The organism is uncultured Marixanthomonas sp. (assembly GCF_963974425.1).
Classification (GTDB): Bacteria; Bacteroidota; Bacteroidia; order Flavobacteriales; family Flavobacteriaceae; genus Marixanthomonas.
Genome location: NZ_CAXBCK010000040.1, coordinates 20,528 through 36,500 on the forward strand (window position 1 = coordinate 20,528; position 15,973 = coordinate 36,500).

Here is a 15,973-nt window from a genome sequence, read left to right on the forward strand (position 1 = left end):
TATGAAAAATATATTAATCTTTTTTATAGTGCTATGGACTGGTGAGTTGCTTTCACAAAACAAGCAAGTTTTATATGGTCTAGAAGAAGTGCCTCAAAATCTGTTGCTCAACCCGGGGAGTAAAGTGCCACAAAAATTTCATTTTGGAATTCCTTTTCTTTCTCAAATTCATATTAACGGTGGAGCATCGGGTATTTCCGTCTATGATATATTTCAAGAGTCTAGTACGGATATCAATTCCCGTATACGTGACAAAATATTTGAAATGGATGATAAAGATTTCTTTACAATTAATCAACAACTTGCTATTATTGATTTTGGTTGGTTAGCTAAGAATAAAATCTATTTTTCGGGGGGAATGTATCAAGAACTGGATTTTATAAGTTATTTTCCTAAAGATCTCGCTGTTCTAGCTTGGGAAGGAAATCAAAATTATCTAGATTATGAATTTGACCTTGGAGAAATTAGTACCACGGGAGAACTATTAACCGTCTTCCATTTTGGAGCTAACAAAAAAGTAAACGATAATATAATTTTGGGAGTTAGAGCAAAAGTATACTCTAGCTTGATTCAATTTCAGAGTACAAATAATACGGGTACGTTTACAACCCGAGAATCTACCAATGGCATCAATATTTATGAACACGAATTACGTAATATCGATATGTCAGTACAAACATCTGGATACGCCTCTTTGAGGGATGCTGATGGCAGTGCCGAGGTAGTTAGTGAAATATTGGGTCGCTCCTTTTTTGGGGGAAACTTAGGTTTAGGATTCGATTTTGGAGTCACATACGATATAGGTAAGTATTGGACTGTAAGTGGAAGTGTTTTAGATTTAGGCATGGTGTTCCATACAGACGGTGTGGAAAATTACGAGTCTAAAGGTAATCATACCATAAACGGTATTGAGTTGATTTTTCCACCCATAGAGGATGGAGAACCTACTATCCCTTATTTTTCCAATGTAGTAGATGAGTTTGAAAACCAAGTAGGTGTAGATACCTTACAAACTCAATACACGCAACTACGTCCAGTAAAGCTAAATGCTGCAGTAGAATATCGCTTTGGGAGCGGTAGAGGAGATGCTTGTGACTGTTACAATATGAATGGTGCTGTAGAAACAAATCAGGCAGTAGGCTTGCAATTATTCAGTGTTTTAAGGCCTAAAGGGCCTCAGTTAGCCGGAACCTTATTTTATTATCGTAGGTTATGGGATTTTTTATCGGCAAAAGCTACTTATACCGTAGAACCTTATTCAGCTTCAAATGTAGGGTTGGGAATGGTTGCAGATCTTGGAAAATTTAATTTTTATTTAGCTGCCGATAATCTACTTAGTTACGGAAATATTGCTAAAGCAAAATCCGTATCTTTACAGCTAGGTTTCAACATAAAAATAAACCAACAATGACAAAAAAAATTATCCTGATTTTATTCCTATTCGCTAGTGTTTCTTCATATGCACAAAAAACACTGAACGATTATAGTTTTGTTATTGTACCAGAGCAGTTTGATTTTTTGGAAGGGAAAGACAAGTATCAGTTAAGTTCACTCACCGAATTTTTATTCAATAAACACGGTTTCAATGCTTTTTTGACTTCTAAAGCTCCCAATGTAAAACGCTGTAATGGTCTTTATGCCGATATTAAAGAGGACAACTCTTTCTTTAGGACAAAACTGATTATAACGATTAAAGATTGCAACGAAAATATAGTTTATACAAGTAACGAGGGCGTAAGCAAATTTAAAGAGTATAAAAAAGCCTATCAAGATGCTACAAGAAAAGCTTTTGAAAGTATAGAAACATTAAATATTCAACAAAAAGATATCGAAGTTTTAGAAGCAGAAGAGATGAATGAAACCGAAATTGAAGCTGAAACTCAAGCTGAAAACGTAATTGAAAAGTCTACAAAAACAGAACCTATTGTAAAAAATAGGACTCCTAAAAACCTTCCGAGTGCTAAATTTTCAAATTATAAAAAAGGGGGAAAGTCCTTTTTACTTCGGAAAACGGACAAAGGGTATTCATTTTATGAAGAATCTTCTGAGGCTGAAAATGGATTGCAATTAGTAGGTACTTTAATTGAAACAACTTCTGAAGTAAAATTTACAAATATCAATAACAAAACTTACGACGTTTACTTTGATGAAGAAAAGAACCTCTCTGTTTTTAAAGGAGATAAGGTGATTTTATATACCTTAGTTCGCTAAAATTTGTACTTATCTTTCCAAAGTGATTTCAAGTAGTTTTTTAAATTGTTTTCCCTACTGTTGTTTCCAGGTTTATATAAAGTTGTCCCTTTAATCTCATCTGGTAAAAACTCATGGGGTATAAAGTTGCCTTCGTAACTCTGAGCGTATTGGTAGTCTTTCCCATATCCCAACTCTTTCATTAATTTGGTTGGAGCATTCCTTATCGATAAGGGTACGGATAAATCTCCTGTCTGTTTAACCAATTGCTGTGCTTTGTTGATGGCTTCATAAGACGCATTGCTCTTTGCTGAAGTAGCTAAATAAATGGTACACTGACTTAAAATGATACGAGCTTCCGGGTACCCAATGGTATTAACTGCCTGAAAAGTATTGTTGGCCATAACTAATGCCGTAGGATTAGCAAGGCCAATATCCTCTGAAGCTAAAATAACCAAGCGCCGTGCTATAAACTTTATATCCTCACCACCTTCAATCATTCGTGCCAACCAATACACAGCTGCATTGGGGTCGCTACCGCGAATACTTTTAATAAAGGCCGAAATAATATCGTAATGCTGTTCACCAGCTTTATCATAAAGCACCGTATTTTTCTGCACCTTTTTTTGTACCATTTCATTGGTAAGAATAATGGTGTCACTTTTTTCTGAAATCACTACCAATTCCAGTATATTTAATAATTTACGTCCATCTCCGCCAGATAATCGTAGTAAGGCTTCAGTTTCTTTTAGTTCTATTTTTTTTTGTTGTAGTAACTTATCTTTTTCAATGGCACGTTTTAGGAGAGCTTCTAGGTCTTCTTTGCTAAACGGTTTCAATACATATACTTGACAGCGTGACAATAGGGCAGGGATTACCTCAAAGCTTGGGTTTTCGGTCGTAGCTCCAATTAAGGTAACCCAACCTTTTTCAACAGCTCCTAATAAAGAATCTTGTTGGGATTTACTGAATCGATGAATTTCATCAATAAAAAGAATAGGGTTTTTGGCTGCAAACAGGTCATCGCTTTTTTTAGCTTTATTTATAACTTCTCGCACTGCCGCAACTCCACTGTCAACGGCACTAAGTGTGTAAAAAGGTCTGTTAGACTGACTGGCAATAATAGAAGCAAGAGTAGTTTTTCCAATTCCCGGTGGTCCCCAAAGTATTATCGAAGATAAAACACCAGATGATAATTGAGTGGTTAGCGCACCATTGGGGCCAACCAAATGCTGCTGGCTAATATAATCTTCAAGAGTTTTTGGGCGTATACGTTCTGCTAAGGGTGTATTCATATAGCAAAATTACAATTTTAAGTCCCGTATTTAACTGACAAATTATCATTAATTTAGTGTTGGGATTACTTTTTGTTACTTAGAATATATGTCCAAAAAAGAACCTTTATCATTTTATCCGGGAGTCATTTATGGGCCCTTACTATTTGTGCTCACGATATGGGTTGTATATTGGGCTGAGATACGCTTTGGATGGCGATTTACAACCTACGGAATATATCCACAACGAATAGAAGGACTGAGGGGCGTTCTTTTTGGGCCTTTTATTCACGGCGGACTTCAACATTTATTTAATAATTCTGTTCCGCTTTTTGTGTTGACGGCTTCTCTTTTTTACTTTTATCGTAAGATGAAATGGAGCGTTTTACTAGGGGGATTACTATTAACAGGTCTGTTAACGTGGTTTATAGGAAGACCCTCGTATCATATTGGTGCAAGTGGAATTGTATATCTATTAGCATCATTTCTTTTTTTTAGAGGTGTTTTTTCAAAAAAGTATCAATTAATAGCTTTGTCATTAGTTGTAGTCTTTCTCTACGGAAGTTTACTGTGGTATGTATTCCCTATTGATACAAAAATATCTTGGGAAGGCCATTTATCTGGCTTTTTGGTCGGTTTGGTTTTTGCTTTCTTTTTCAAGGAAGATAAGATTCCTGAAAAAAAATATGACTGGCAACGGGATGATTATAATCCTGAAGAAGATAAGTTTTTACAACATTTTGATGAAGAAGGAAATTTTATTGAAATTACAGAAGAACCTAATATTGATCCTAAAACTGAAACAGAAATTGAAGCCGAGATTGAAAAAAAGTTAACAAAAATCAATTATTATTTCAGAAAGAACTCTGAAGACGATAGTATTACTTAAGGCTTTTGTATTTTAGTTAGCACGCTGCCGAACTACTTCATATAAAAAAGCACCACAGGCAACACTTACATTCAAAGAATTAATTTCGCCTAAGAGAGGTAATGCTGCTTGCTCATCAACTATTTTTAAAACAGAAGTAGAAACTCCTTTTCCTTCTGAACCCATAATTAAGGCCAAAGGTTTATTAAAAGAAGTGTTATAAATGTCTTTTTCAGCTTTTTCTGTAGCCGCAATAGTTTTAATGCCTGAACCTTGAAGATAATAAATGGCATCTTTTATATGGTCCACTTTACAAATGGGCATGTTAAATATAGCTCCTGCAGAAGTCTTTACTGCATCGCCAGATACGGGTGCACCTCCTTTTTTCTGTATGATGATAGCATCTACACCGGTACACTCTGCAGTACGGATGATCGCACCAAAATTACGTACGTCGCTAATCTGATCTAAAACTAAAAACAAAGGTGTTTTTTTGGATGATAAGCTTTTTTCAACAATTTCTTCAAGAGACACAAAAGAAATAGGTGAGGTAATCGCGACAACTCCTTGGTGGTTACCATTTGTTAATCGGTTTAGTTTTTCAACCGGTACATGGTTAATGGTTACTTGCTTATTTTCAAGTTCTGAAATTATAGTGGCCAATTTATCGTTATCGGAATCTTTTTGAATGTAGACTTTGTCTATTTCAGTGTCAGATTTTATAGCCTCAAGTACTGGGTAAATGCCAAAAATGTTGTCTTTTTTGCTCATACTGCAAAAGTAAGCATTAAAAAGAACATACAATATGTGGAATCTAGCTTAGATTTTTACTAATTAAAATAATAGAAGTTTTAGTCGAATACTTTGTTTAGTAGTTTTTAATACTGAAAATAGTATTGTCTTAATCTTTAATAAGAGATTAATTAGAAAAGCGATTTTTTTTGCTTAAAGTATAAAAAAAGGCCGCCTATAAAAGGCGACCTTGTTATATTTAATAGAGAGGGTTTATTTATTCATCTCTAGTAAAGGTAATTACTGCTGGACCTCCAGAAACGTATGCATCGGCACGTTCAATTAAGAGTGTCAATGTTTTTTCTTCCTCTGTAAGAGATACACCAAATCCAGTAATATCAATAGAACCTTCTCTTTCACCTGCAAGTATGGTTACAGTATTATCAAAAGTATAGCTTTCTGTTTCCACTTCACTTTCAACTACCACTACGTTAAATGTTCTGTCAGCGCTTGTAGCTTCTGAACTAAAAACACTTAAAGTTTCTGTTTTTTCTTCACCATCTTCAAGGTCAAATGACTCTGTAGGTGTTGAAAACCCAACTACAATTTCTCTTTGCTCTTCAAAATCATCATAAGTTTCACAAGAAACCGTAAAAATGGTTAAAGTTAGTATCGCAAATATTATATTTAATCTTTTCATTTTGTCGATTTTTTAAAATTATTAATACCCAGGGTTTTGCTGTAAGTTAGGGTTTTGATCACGTGAAGATTGCGAAATAGGCAATTGAAATTTAAAGCTATTAGCTTGTAAAGTCAACTGTTCGGAAGGTGTTCCGGTTCCATCCGCATATTCCCCTGTGCTCAGTCTTGTTACAGGAAGTCCCCATCTCTTCAGGTCAAAGAAACGTTGGTATTCAAAAGCAAATTCAAGACGTCTTTCTAAACGGATAGCATCGCGAAGCGCTGTACCAGTTTCACCACTTGGTGGGGTAAGATATCTTTTAGAACGTACAGCATCTAAAGCTGCTCTAGCTCCACTTTCGTTTCCTAAGTTATACTGAGCTTCTGCTATGTTTAATTGAGCCTCTGCAGCACGGAAAATCTTATAATCAACTCGTCCGTTAAAAAGATTATCACGTCCATACAATTTTTTTATAGCATTATAATCATTTCCTGAAGCATCAGTACCAAAGAAAGTATAGGCATCTCTACGAATATCATCTTCTGCAAATAAATTATATAATTCAAATGAAGTTGCATATTCAGGGATTAATTGTGGAGGAGGTCCTTGACTCCAAACAACACCAATACTTGCGTTTATCTCACCTACGTTATTAGGAATATAGAAAACTAAACCAGACTGGTTTTCATCTGTCCATACACCCACTACATCTTCCCTAGAAGCAATAGCTTCAGTTACTTTGTTGGCAGCATTTATAGCATTTTGCCATTCTCCCATATATAGGTATACACGAGACAAAAGTAAGTTTACAGCGTCTTTACCTAGTCTGCCTGCACCATTGTCCTCATTGATATTTACAGCTGCTTCTGCTAAATCTGTGGCAATATTGTTATATACTTCGCCTACAGAAATTCGAGCAGGTTCAATTAATGGATCTGCCTCAGTAACATATGCAATACCTAAAGCACTGTTTGCATCACTAGATTGTGTTGGTATCTTACCAAAAAAGTTTACCAAGTTAAAGTTAGCCAAAGCTCTTAAAGACTTTGCTTCTGCAATAATGTTTGGTTTGGATTCACCTTCAAAGTCTTCCGCAAATGCTAATAAAGTATTGGCTCTATAAATTAATTCATACGAAAAAAAGTAAAGACCTGCCAATATATCGTTAGCTGGGGAATAGTTCCAGTTATGAGCTGTAAACTGTGTATTTCGACCTGCTTGTGCCAAAGTAACATTGTCTGATAATATATCAGGTGTAGTAAGCATTGATCCTGCATCACTACCGCTGTATATGCCGAGGGCTATGTCTAGGTAAACACCACGGATACCATTTTCAAAATCATCTGCTGTAACATACGCCTGACCCGTACTAAATTCGTCGAAAGGCGTTTGATCTAGTTCACTATCACAGGAGGTTGAAAACCCGGCGATAAGAGCTAAAATTGTTATTTTATAAAATATATTTTTCATTTTGTTTTTTTTTAATATTAGAAACTTACGTCTACGCCAAGTTGAACGGATTTAGTATTTGGGTAACTGTATAAAGTAACCTCTCCTGGTGCAACAGTATCAGTGAAATCAATTGTCTCTCCAGATGATATACCTACTTCAGGATCACCCCAGAACTTTGTAAAGGTTAACAAGTTTTGCCCTTGTAAATATATACGCAAGGTGTTAAATGGTGTCTTGTCTAATATGTCGTTTGTAAAATCATATGATAAAGTTACATTACGCATACGTATGTAGTCACCTTTTTCAAGGAACTGGTCAGAATCTACATTAGCAATTTCATTTCTGTAAATAGGACTAGGAAGTACGCCAGTATCTCCAGGTTCTTGCCAATAATTAAAAGCTTCAACAGCATGGTTGTCTGCAATTGTAGATCCGTTAGTAACGTGTTGTGCTCTAATTATATTATTAATCCAGTTCCCTGCTTTAAACACAAAGTCAGTTCTAAGACCGAAGCCTTTGTAGCGAATATTAGTGAAGAAACCACCTTCTGTATCAGCAATTGTAGATCGTCCATCAAGAACTCTGTTTTCAATTTCTTCACCATTTTCATCTAAACCACTTGGTAGATTACCGGCTGTATAAATTTCACCATCACCTCCGTAAAATAAAGGTTGTCCATTTGCTGGATCTACACCCGCGTACCTAACATAATAATGTTGGTTTATTTTACCACCTTCTCTCCAAAGAATTCCAAAGCTATCTGCTACTGCAATATCCTCTCCGTCAGGTAATTCTGTAATTTCGTGATCTAAGAAAAGAACATTACCACCTACAGTCCAAGTAAAATCTGACGATCTGAATATATCTCCTTGTAATGAAATTTCAAGTCCTTTATTCTGGATACCACCAAGGTTACCAGGGATGCTACCCACCCCAGCTTCAGTTGCTGTCGGCACGTTGAAAAGAAGATCATCAGTGTCACGAACAAAATAATCTGTTACTGCACGTAATCTATTGTTAAACATATTGAACTCTAAACCAACATTGTAAGTGGTTGTTGTTTCCCATTGTAATTCTGGGTTACCTATGTTTTCTATTTCAGTTGCACTAGTTCCATCTACATAAGGACTAAATGAAACAGTTGGCTGAGAAGCATAACGTCCAATACCATTTCTGTTACCTACAGTACCATATGAACCTCTTATTTTTAATAGATCAATAAAATCTACATTAAAGAAGTCTTCTTTTGCAATGTTCCAACCAGCACTAAAACTATAAAATGTACCATACTGAACATCAGAACCAAAGTTTGAAGATCCATCACGACGAACTGAAGCAGACGCTAAGTAACGTTGTTTGAAATCATACTCAGCAAATGCACCATAAGAAAGTAAAGTTAATCGGTTTCTAAATGTATCTCCATCTGTAACAGTAGCAGCATTAGATTGCGTGCTTAACTGCGCAGAAGGAAAGCCTTCACTTCTTAAAAAGTATTGATTAGTCTCATTAAGGTTAAATTCATATAACGCTAACACGTTTAAATTGTGGTTTTCAGTAGATAGCGTGTAGTTAAGACGATTACTCAATGTAAGGTCTAATAATTGATAACCTTGATCATTTTTACTACCGTCTAAGGCTAATAAGTCTGCTAAAATACCTCCTGGTTTAGCGTAATATTCGCTTCTTCGGTTTATATGACTTACAGAAGTATTAAATTGATAGCTGAAGTTATCAGTAAGTTTTACAGTAGCATCAACAGAAGCTAAAGTTTGGTTTTCAACATAATACTCTGGTTCTGTCTCAAGACCTCCTCGTACTGGGAAAGTGGTATGTGTTGGGTTAAATGTAGGGTCACCATTTTCATCTAAAACAACTTGTCCTTCTTCGTCCAAAAGAAATTCTGATTCATAAGAATTGTAATCTAACATTGCCCTAAATGGGTTTTGAGAGTTGTTTCTATCTCTTGGCTCATCACTTCTTGATCTTGAATATCCAACGTTAACTCCAAGTGCTAACCATTCTTTGGCATCAAAATTAATGTTTAATCTAGAATTCAATCTTTCAAAACCGCCAATCTTATCTATTATACCAGTGTTTCTGTCATGACCTACAGAAAAATAGTAATCCATTTTTTCAGCTCCACCAGAAAAAGAGATATTATTGTTTTGAACAATACCGTCTTTTAATATTAGGTCTTGCCAGTCAACAGCGTTATCTAATAATATTTGACGCTCTGGACTACCTGGCGCAGTTGTAACACCTGGTAAAGAACCAGCTGCCGTTACACCTAAGGCATATAATTCAGCTTCGTATTGAAGTTTTTGAGAAGCATTCATCATAGTGTAATTAGGATCTATACGTGAAGTAACTCCATATCGTGAGCTAAATCTAACTGTAGCATCCTTGTTTCTTTTACCACTTTTTGTGGTAATTACTACCACCCCGTTAGCTCCACGAGACCCATAACGAGCCGTCGTTGCCGCATCTTTTAAGATGGTAATGTTTTCGATTGTTTCAGGCGCAATGTTTCCCATTTCTTGCTCCCTAACTGGAGCTCCATCTACAATATATAATGGAGAAGAAGCACCCGCTACCAATGAACCTTGACCTCGAATACGTACAAACGCTCCTTGTCCTGGTTTACCGTTAGCTGATGTTACTTGAACACCGGCAGCTTTACCTTGCAACATGTTATCAACACTAGTTGTTGGAGCAAGTTGGTTTATTTCTTCAGAAGAAATGGATACCACTGCAGAGGTTTGTACGGTTTTATTTCGGTTAGAATATCCAGTAACTACAACTTCTTCAAGAGTTGCTCCGGCTGCCATTTCAACATTTATGTTGTTTGAAGATGCCACCTTGACCTGCTTGGTTTCAAAACCAACATAACTATATGTTAATGTTTGTCCAACTTCAGCTCCAATAGAGTAATTACCATCAAAATCTGATTGAGTACCTGTACTTGTGCCCTTGATTATGATGTTTACCCCAGGTAAGGGCAGCCCAGTATCATCGGTAATAGTACCTGTAATTGTTTTTTCTTGTGCGAACGAAAGTTGCACTACTAACGCTAATAAAAGCGTTAAAATTCCACTAAACTTTGTTTTCATTTTATAATTTATTTGAATTAGCCAACGCCAAAAATCATAATAAAAAGTTAATTACACAACTTTTAAACGGTAAATTTTAGTTTTATTTTAAGATAAAGTAAAGCTATCGTAAGGTTTCCTTAAAATTTAGAAGTTAGGCTTAGGTGAATTTTTGTATTTGAAAAGTTAAAATTTTGCTGTTCTGATATTCCGTTAGCAATATTTAATTTTAAGATGCCTGCCTTTGTTTGTATTCCTAGCCCTATACCAGCACTGTATAGGTTTTGTTCTATGTTTAACGTTTGGTTTTGAAAATACCCAAAATCAAGGATGCTGTGTATATACAAACCGCTGTTAAAACGGTATCGATATTCTGTGTTGAGTGTAGACAGAAGAGAAGCATCAATACTATTTTCGTTAAAGCCTCTTATACTATTAATGCCGCCGAATCTAAATAGTTCGTTTGTAATGTATGTTTCACTGAAAAGAACATCGGTCTTGTTTCTTATAAATATGGAGTTATTAAGATTTAAGTTGAAGATAGTACTTGCTAATACGGATAGTTTTATTTGGTCTTCACTAGTATTTTCTAGTTCGCGAGACCCGATTTCTGAGTCAAGTGTTAGCTCTGTTTTTATAGGGAATAACGCATCGCCTTGTCGTTTAATAAACGAAGCGCCAGCGATGAAAAAACGGGAGTTGAAATCTTCTACTGTGCTGCCTACTTCAATTTCATCAAGAAGGTTGCTGGATTCATATCCTTTGTAACCTATATACGCATTTGATACTGGGTTTATTTGGTAATTAAGCCGTGCCTGCTGTTCTGTAGTTACAAAAGTACTGTCTCGTTTAAAAATTTTTAGTTCTCCACTAATCCCGAAAGGTGTTCTAAAGAGGTAGGGTAAGGTGGCTTTTACTCTGAAGTTTTGCTGATCACTGCCATCTGACTTATAATTAATGAGGAGTTGCTCTCCGTAATTAAGATTATTATTTAGTTCTAGATTTAAATAGCCGTTAAATTGAAGTCTTTGTGTGTCTTCATCGGTAGCAAAACCTAAAATACCGTCAAAAAGATTATTATTTTGTTTTTCAATATAAAAGTATGCTGTTGTTGTTTCTTTTCTAAATAATACCTCTGGTGCTTTGGTGGTTTTGGCAAATCCTAAATTGTTGATTGCTGTGTTTTGTTCTTTTAGTTTTTCTTTATCGAAAGTCTTACCGGTTTTTGCTCCAGCATAATATTTCAGGAATGATTTTGGGAATTTTTCATACCCTTTTACTACCAATGAGTCTAATGATCTTTTTTGGCCAGACTCAAATTCGAGCATTGCTGAAAGGTGATTTTCTTCAACTTGTAAATTTGAAAGATTCAAGGTAGCGAATGCATTTCCTTCTTCAGTTTTTAAAACGTTCAATTTTTGAAGGGATGCTTCAGTCGTTTCAAAAGGAAGAATGAAATAGGTTTCTGTAACTTCTGAAGCAATTTTTTGTAATTCCTTTCTGCTGAAAAAAACATCATTATAATATACCTTAATATATTGATATTTTTTTCCGAATAAATAATCCGCAATGTAAGTGCTGTCGTTTTTTTTGATCAGGCTTTTTAATTTGCTTTCAATAAAACCCAAGCGCTCTAGTTTTTGTGGCAGGGTGTCAACTTCTTTTTGTAAAGAGCTGTAATCTTTAAAAGTATTAGTAATAAAAAGGCTGTCTTTTAATTCTTTTGAAATAGGTCTCTCAGCAGAAATTTCCAAATACAGAGTTTGCGACAAAGCAGATGTCGAACTTATTGTTGTTATAATAAGGAGTGAAAATATGTATAAAAAATTCTTCAAAAAAAGTATACTATTACAGTTGTAAAGCTAACCTTCTATATGGTGTTTTACTATGCAATTTTCAAAATAATAAAAAAAGCACTGAAAATTAAGCTGGTAACGTTTGATTAATTCATTTTAATTTTTACCTTTGCACACCCTTTTAAAAAAGGGTATTTTATATTACATAAGTATAATACATATTTTATATGCCAACAATTTCACAATTAGTACGAAAAGGAAGAACCAAAATAACCAAGAAGAGTAAATCGGCTGCTTTGGATTCGTGCCCTCAAAGAAGAGGGGTTTGTACGCGTGTTTATACTACTACACCTAAAAAACCAAACTCTGCTATGCGTAAAGTAGCAAGGGTAAGGTTGACAAATGGTAAGGAAGTAAACGCATACATCCCTGGAGAAGGTCACAATCTACAAGAGCACTCGATAGTATTGGTTAGAGGTGGAAGGGTAAAAGATTTACCGGGAGTTAGGTATCACATTGTTCGTGGAGCATTAGACACCGCTGGTGTTGAAGGCCGAACGCAACGTAGATCTAAGTACGGAGCTAAACGCCCTAAGAAGTAATTAAAAACTTTTAAAAAGAAGACATGAGAAAAAGACAGGCCAAGAAAAGACCACTTTTACCAGATCCAAGGTTTAACGACCAATTGGTAACACGTTTTGTGAACAACATGATGTGGGATGGAAAAAAGTCGGTGGCTTTTAAAGTATTTTACGATGCGATTGACATTGTAGAAGAGAAAAAAACAGACGATGAGAAAACAGGATTGGAGCTTTGGAAAGAAGCTTTGTCTAACGTTATGCCTCACGTAGAAGTTCGTAGTCGTAGAGTTGGTGGGGCAACCTTCCAAATCCCTATGCAAATACGAGCAGACCGTAAAATTTCAACAGCTATGAAGTGGTTGATTCTTTTTGCGCGTAAAAGAAACGAAAAATCAATGCCACAAAAGTTAGCGGCAGAGATATTGGCAGCTGCAAAAGAAGAAGGCGCCGCGGTTAAAAAGCGTACTGATACGCATAGAATGGCCGAAGCAAATAAAGCATTCTCACATTTCAGATTCTAAATAAAATGGCACAAAGAGATTTAAAATTTACAAGAAATATAGGTATTGCTGCGCATATTGATGCCGGTAAAACTACAACAACAGAGCGTGTTCTGTATTATACAGGTGTAAGTCACAAAATTGGTGAAGTACATGATGGTGCAGCAACAATGGACTGGATGGAACAAGAGCAGGAGCGAGGTATTACAATTACTTCGGCTGCGACTACTTGTACTTGGAAGTTCCCAATGGAAAATGCAAAAGAACTGCCTGAAACTAAAGATTACCACTTTAATATTATCGATACTCCTGGTCACGTTGACTTTACGGTAGAGGTAAACCGTTCTTTACGTGTATTGGACGGTTTGGTATTCTTGTTTAGTGCGGTGGATGGTGTTGAGCCACAATCTGAAACTAACTGGAGACTTGCAGATAACTATAAAGTACCAAGAATAGGTTTTGTAAACAAAATGGACCGTCAAGGGTCTAACTTTTTAGGAGTTTGCCAGCAAGTAAAAGACATGTTGAAGTCTAACGCTGTTCCAATTGTTTTAAACATTGGTGAAGAGGGTGACTTTAAGGGAATTATCGACCTTGTTAAAAACCGTGCTGTAGTTTGGCATGATGAAACACAAGGATCAACATTTGATGTTATCGAAATTCCTGAAGAATTAAAAGCTGAAGCAAGAAAGTATCGTGCGCTTCTTATTGAAGAAGTAGCTGCGTATGACGAAAACTTGCTTGAGAAATTTATGGAGGATGAAGACTCTATTACTGAAGATGAAGTGCACGCTGCGCTTCGAGCTGCTGTAATGGATATGTCTATTATCCCAATGATTTGCGGTTCTGCCTTTAAAAACAAAGGTGTACAGTTCTTGTTAGATGCTGTATGTCGTTATTTGCCTTCTCCTATGGATAAAGAGGGTATTGTAGGGGTGAATCCTGATACTGAAGAAGAAGAAATTCGTAAGCCTGATGTAACTGCACCATTTGCAGCATTAGCGTTTAAAATTGCTACTGATCCTTTTGTGGGTCGTTTAGCGTTCTTCCGTGCGTACTCAGGTCGTTTAGATGCAGGTTCTTATGTGTTGAACAACCGCTCTCAGAAAAAAGAACGTATTTCTCGTATTTACCAAATGCACTCTAATAAGCAAAATGCTATCGAGTATATCGAAGCAGGAGATATTGGGGCAGCTGTTGGTTTTAAAGATATTAAAACAGGAGATACGCTTACTGATGAAAAACATCCAATTGTTTTAGAATCTATGGACTTCCCAGATCCCGTAATTGGTATCGCTGTGGAGCCAAAAACTAAAGCAGATGTAGATAAGTTAGGTATGGCATTGGCTAAGTTGGCTGAAGAAGATCCAACATTCCAAGTACGTACCGATGAAGCTTCTGGCCAAACTATTATTTCTGGTATGGGTGAGCTTCACTTAGATATTATTGTAGACCGTCTTAGACGTGAGTTTAAGGTAGAGGTAAGCCAAGGGCAACCACAAGTTGAGTACAAAGAAGCGGTTACGCGTAAAGCGGATCACAGAGAAACGTACAAAAAACAATCTGGTGGTCGTGGTAAATTTGCTGACATTGTATTTACATTAGAACCGGCAGAAGAAGGAAAAGACGGATTAGAATTTGTTTCTACTATAAAAGGTGGTAACGTTCCTAAGGAATTTATACCTTCTATTGAAAAAGGCTTTAAAATGGCTATGCAAAATGGACCATTAGCTGGATACGAAGTAGAAGCGATGAAAGTTACTTTAACAGATGGTTCATACCACGATGTGGATTCCGATCAACTATCGTTTGAGCTTGCTGCAAAATTAGGATTTAAAAATGCTGCAAAAGCTGCAAAAGCTGTAATAATGGAGCCTGTTATGAAGCTGGAAGTGTTAACTCCAGAAGAAAATATGGGTGATATTGTAGGAGATCTTAACCGTCGCCGTGGACAAATGAGTAGTATGGGTGACCGTGCAGGTGCCAAAGTTGTTAAGGCTGAAGTACCACTTTCTGAAATGTTTGGTTATGTAACCACATTAAGAACATTGTCTTCAGGTCGTGCAACTTCAACAATGGAATTTTCACATTACGCTGAAACTCCTTCACATATTTCAGAAGAAGTAATCGCAGCAGCAAAAGGAACCGCTAACGTATAACAGATCAGAATGAGTCAAAAAATCAGAATAAAGCTAAAATCTTACGATCACAATTTAGTGGACAAATCTGCTGAAAAAATCGTAAAGACAGTAAAGAGCACAGGTGCAGTAGTAACAGGGCCAATCCCGTTGCCAACTCACAAAAAGATATTTACCGTTCTACGTTCACCACACGTTAACAAGAAGAGTAGAGAGCAATTTCAATTAAGTTCTTATAAAAGACTATTGGATATCTACAGTTCTTCTTCAAAAACAATTGACGCTCTAATGAAGTTAGAGTTGCCAAGTGGTGTAGAAGTAGAGATTAAGGTGTAAGTAAACATCATCGACAGCTTAACAAGCCTACGTGTTTGCTGAGTAAAGTCGAAGTAAAATGTCCTGCGCTTGTAAGCAAGGGAAAAACGGAAAACAAGATAACATTCGGGGTCGAATTTATTTTGGCCCCGTTTGCTTTGAAATAAAAACAATAAACGAAGGAGGGATGTAGGCACCGATGATCTGCATTCTAAAATTCATAATTTTTAATTATATAAATATGTCTGGGTTAATTGGAAAAAAGATAGGGATGACCAGCCTTTTTGACGAGAACGGAAAAAACATTCCGTGCACCGTTATAGAAGCAGGGCCCTGTGTTGTTACCCAAGTCAGAA

The 15,973-nt window shown here is 36.1% G+C and carries 13 protein-coding genes and 1 pseudogene; 8 read left to right on the forward strand and 6 right to left on the reverse strand.

All coding sequences use genetic code 11. From position 1 onward, the window contains the following. The first annotated feature begins 1 nt into the window (after nucleotide 1). Nucleotides 2–1,411 (forward strand): DUF5723 family protein, encoded by a 1,410-nt coding sequence (locus AACZ92_RS12045; RefSeq protein ID WP_339701687.1) that lies wholly within the window; start codon nucleotides 2–4, stop codon nucleotides 1,409–1,411. Then, complete coding sequence (locus tag AACZ92_RS12050) at nucleotides 1,408–2,211, forward strand: hypothetical protein (RefSeq protein ID WP_339701690.1); 804 nt, start codon at nucleotides 1,408–1,410, stop codon at nucleotides 2,209–2,211. Before AACZ92_RS12045 ends, AACZ92_RS12050 begins: the two co-directional genes overlap by 4 nt. Here the strand turns inward: AACZ92_RS12050 and AACZ92_RS12055 are convergent. After that, nucleotides 2,208–3,485 (reverse strand): replication-associated recombination protein A, encoded by a 1,278-nt coding sequence (locus tag AACZ92_RS12055; RefSeq protein WP_339701693.1) that lies wholly within the window; start codon nucleotides 3,483–3,485, stop codon nucleotides 2,208–2,210. The genes AACZ92_RS12050 and AACZ92_RS12055 overlap by 4 nt on opposite strands. A gap of 88 nt (nucleotides 3,486–3,573) precedes the next feature. Between AACZ92_RS12055 and AACZ92_RS12060 the strand changes: the two genes are divergently transcribed. Then, a complete protein-coding gene (locus tag AACZ92_RS12060; protein ID WP_339701696.1) occupies nucleotides 3,574–4,353 on the forward strand; it encodes a rhomboid family intramembrane serine protease in 780 nt (259 codons plus the stop codon). A 12-nt stretch (nucleotides 4,354–4,365) separates the two neighbouring features. Here AACZ92_RS12060 and rlmB read toward each other — a convergent pair whose 3' ends face one another. The 5 genes from rlmB to AACZ92_RS12085 all read right to left on the reverse strand — a co-directional run bounded on the left by rlmB (nucleotide 4,366) and on the right by AACZ92_RS12085 (nucleotide 12,041). After that, nucleotides 4,366–5,103 carry a 23S rRNA (guanosine(2251)-2'-O)-methyltransferase RlmB gene (gene rlmB, locus AACZ92_RS12065; protein WP_339701699.1) on the reverse strand — a complete coding sequence of 246 codons (738 nt, stop codon included), beginning with the start codon at nucleotides 5,101–5,103 and terminating at the stop codon, nucleotides 4,366–4,368. Between the two features lie 238 nt (nucleotides 5,104–5,341). Next, complete coding sequence (locus tag AACZ92_RS12070; RefSeq protein WP_339701702.1) at nucleotides 5,342–5,764, reverse strand: hypothetical protein; 423 nt, start codon at nucleotides 5,762–5,764, stop codon at nucleotides 5,342–5,344. 21 nt (nucleotides 5,765–5,785) lie between these two features. Further along, nucleotides 5,786–7,216, reverse strand: a complete 1,431-nt coding sequence (locus AACZ92_RS12075) for a RagB/SusD family nutrient uptake outer membrane protein (protein WP_339701705.1) — start codon at nucleotides 7,214–7,216, stop codon at nucleotides 5,786–5,788. A 17-nt stretch (nucleotides 7,217–7,233) separates the two neighbouring features. Further along, complete coding sequence (locus AACZ92_RS12080) at nucleotides 7,234–10,308, reverse strand: SusC/RagA family TonB-linked outer membrane protein (RefSeq protein WP_339701708.1); 3,075 nt, start codon at nucleotides 10,306–10,308, stop codon at nucleotides 7,234–7,236. Between the two features lie 119 nt (nucleotides 10,309–10,427). After that, on the reverse strand, nucleotides 10,428–12,041 hold the full coding sequence (locus tag AACZ92_RS12085; RefSeq protein WP_339701711.1) for a hypothetical protein: 1,614 nt from the start codon (nucleotides 12,039–12,041) through the stop codon (nucleotides 10,428–10,430). 269 nt (nucleotides 12,042–12,310) lie between these two features. On the opposite strand from AACZ92_RS12085, the gene rpsL reads away from it, so the two are divergent. The 5 genes and pseudogenes from rpsL to AACZ92_RS12110 form a co-directional block, all read left to right on the forward strand. Then, the gene (gene rpsL, locus AACZ92_RS12090) at nucleotides 12,311–12,685 is read left to right on the forward strand and encodes a 30S ribosomal protein S12 (protein ID WP_117157697.1); all 375 of its coding nucleotides are present in this window, start codon (nucleotides 12,311–12,313) and stop codon (nucleotides 12,683–12,685) included. A 23-nt stretch (nucleotides 12,686–12,708) separates the two neighbouring features. Next, complete coding sequence (gene rpsG, locus AACZ92_RS12095) at nucleotides 12,709–13,185, forward strand: 30S ribosomal protein S7 (RefSeq protein ID WP_116695275.1); 477 nt, start codon at nucleotides 12,709–12,711, stop codon at nucleotides 13,183–13,185. A 5-nt stretch (nucleotides 13,186–13,190) separates the two neighbouring features. After that, on the forward strand, nucleotides 13,191–15,323 hold the full coding sequence (gene fusA / locus AACZ92_RS12100; RefSeq protein WP_339701720.1) for an elongation factor G: 2,133 nt from the start codon (nucleotides 13,191–13,193) through the stop codon (nucleotides 15,321–15,323). A gap of 9 nt (nucleotides 15,324–15,332) precedes the next feature. Then, nucleotides 15,333–15,638 carry a 30S ribosomal protein S10 gene (rpsJ, locus tag AACZ92_RS12105; protein WP_010181931.1) on the forward strand — a complete coding sequence of 102 codons (306 nt, stop codon included), beginning with the start codon at nucleotides 15,333–15,335 and terminating at the stop codon, nucleotides 15,636–15,638. A 220-nt stretch (nucleotides 15,639–15,858) separates the two neighbouring features. Further along, nucleotides 15,859–15,973: pseudogene (locus tag AACZ92_RS12110) on the forward strand (50S ribosomal protein L3); the annotation flags it as partial.

Coding starts and splice junctions, on each gene's coding strand:
- AACZ92_RS12045 (WP_339701687.1), top strand. CDS start 2: ATGAAAAATATATTAATCTTTTTTATAGTGCTATGGACTGGTGAGTTG.
- AACZ92_RS12050 (WP_339701690.1), top strand. CDS start 1,408: ATGACAAAAAAAATTATCCTGATTTTATTCCTATTCGCTAGTGTTTCT.
- AACZ92_RS12055 (WP_339701693.1), bottom strand. CDS start 3,485: ATGAATACACCCTTAGCAGAACGTATACGCCCAAAAACTCTTGAAGAT.
- AACZ92_RS12060 (WP_339701696.1), top strand. CDS start 3,574: ATGTCCAAAAAAGAACCTTTATCATTTTATCCGGGAGTCATTTATGGG.
- rlmB (WP_339701699.1), bottom strand. CDS start 5,103: ATGAGCAAAAAAGACAACATTTTTGGCATTTACCCAGTACTTGAGGCT.
- AACZ92_RS12070 (WP_339701702.1), bottom strand. CDS start 5,764: ATGAAAAGATTAAATATAATATTTGCGATACTAACTTTAACCATTTTT.
- AACZ92_RS12075 (WP_339701705.1), bottom strand. CDS start 7,216: ATGAAAAATATATTTTATAAAATAACAATTTTAGCTCTTATCGCCGGG.
- AACZ92_RS12080 (WP_339701708.1), bottom strand. CDS start 10,308: ATGAAAACAAAGTTTAGTGGAATTTTAACGCTTTTATTAGCGTTAGTA.
- rpsL (WP_117157697.1), top strand. CDS start 12,311: ATGCCAACAATTTCACAATTAGTACGAAAAGGAAGAACCAAAATAACC.
- rpsG (WP_116695275.1), top strand. CDS start 12,709: ATGAGAAAAAGACAGGCCAAGAAAAGACCACTTTTACCAGATCCAAGG.
- fusA (WP_339701720.1), top strand. CDS start 13,191: ATGGCACAAAGAGATTTAAAATTTACAAGAAATATAGGTATTGCTGCG.
- rpsJ (WP_010181931.1), top strand. CDS start 15,333: ATGAGTCAAAAAATCAGAATAAAGCTAAAATCTTACGATCACAATTTA.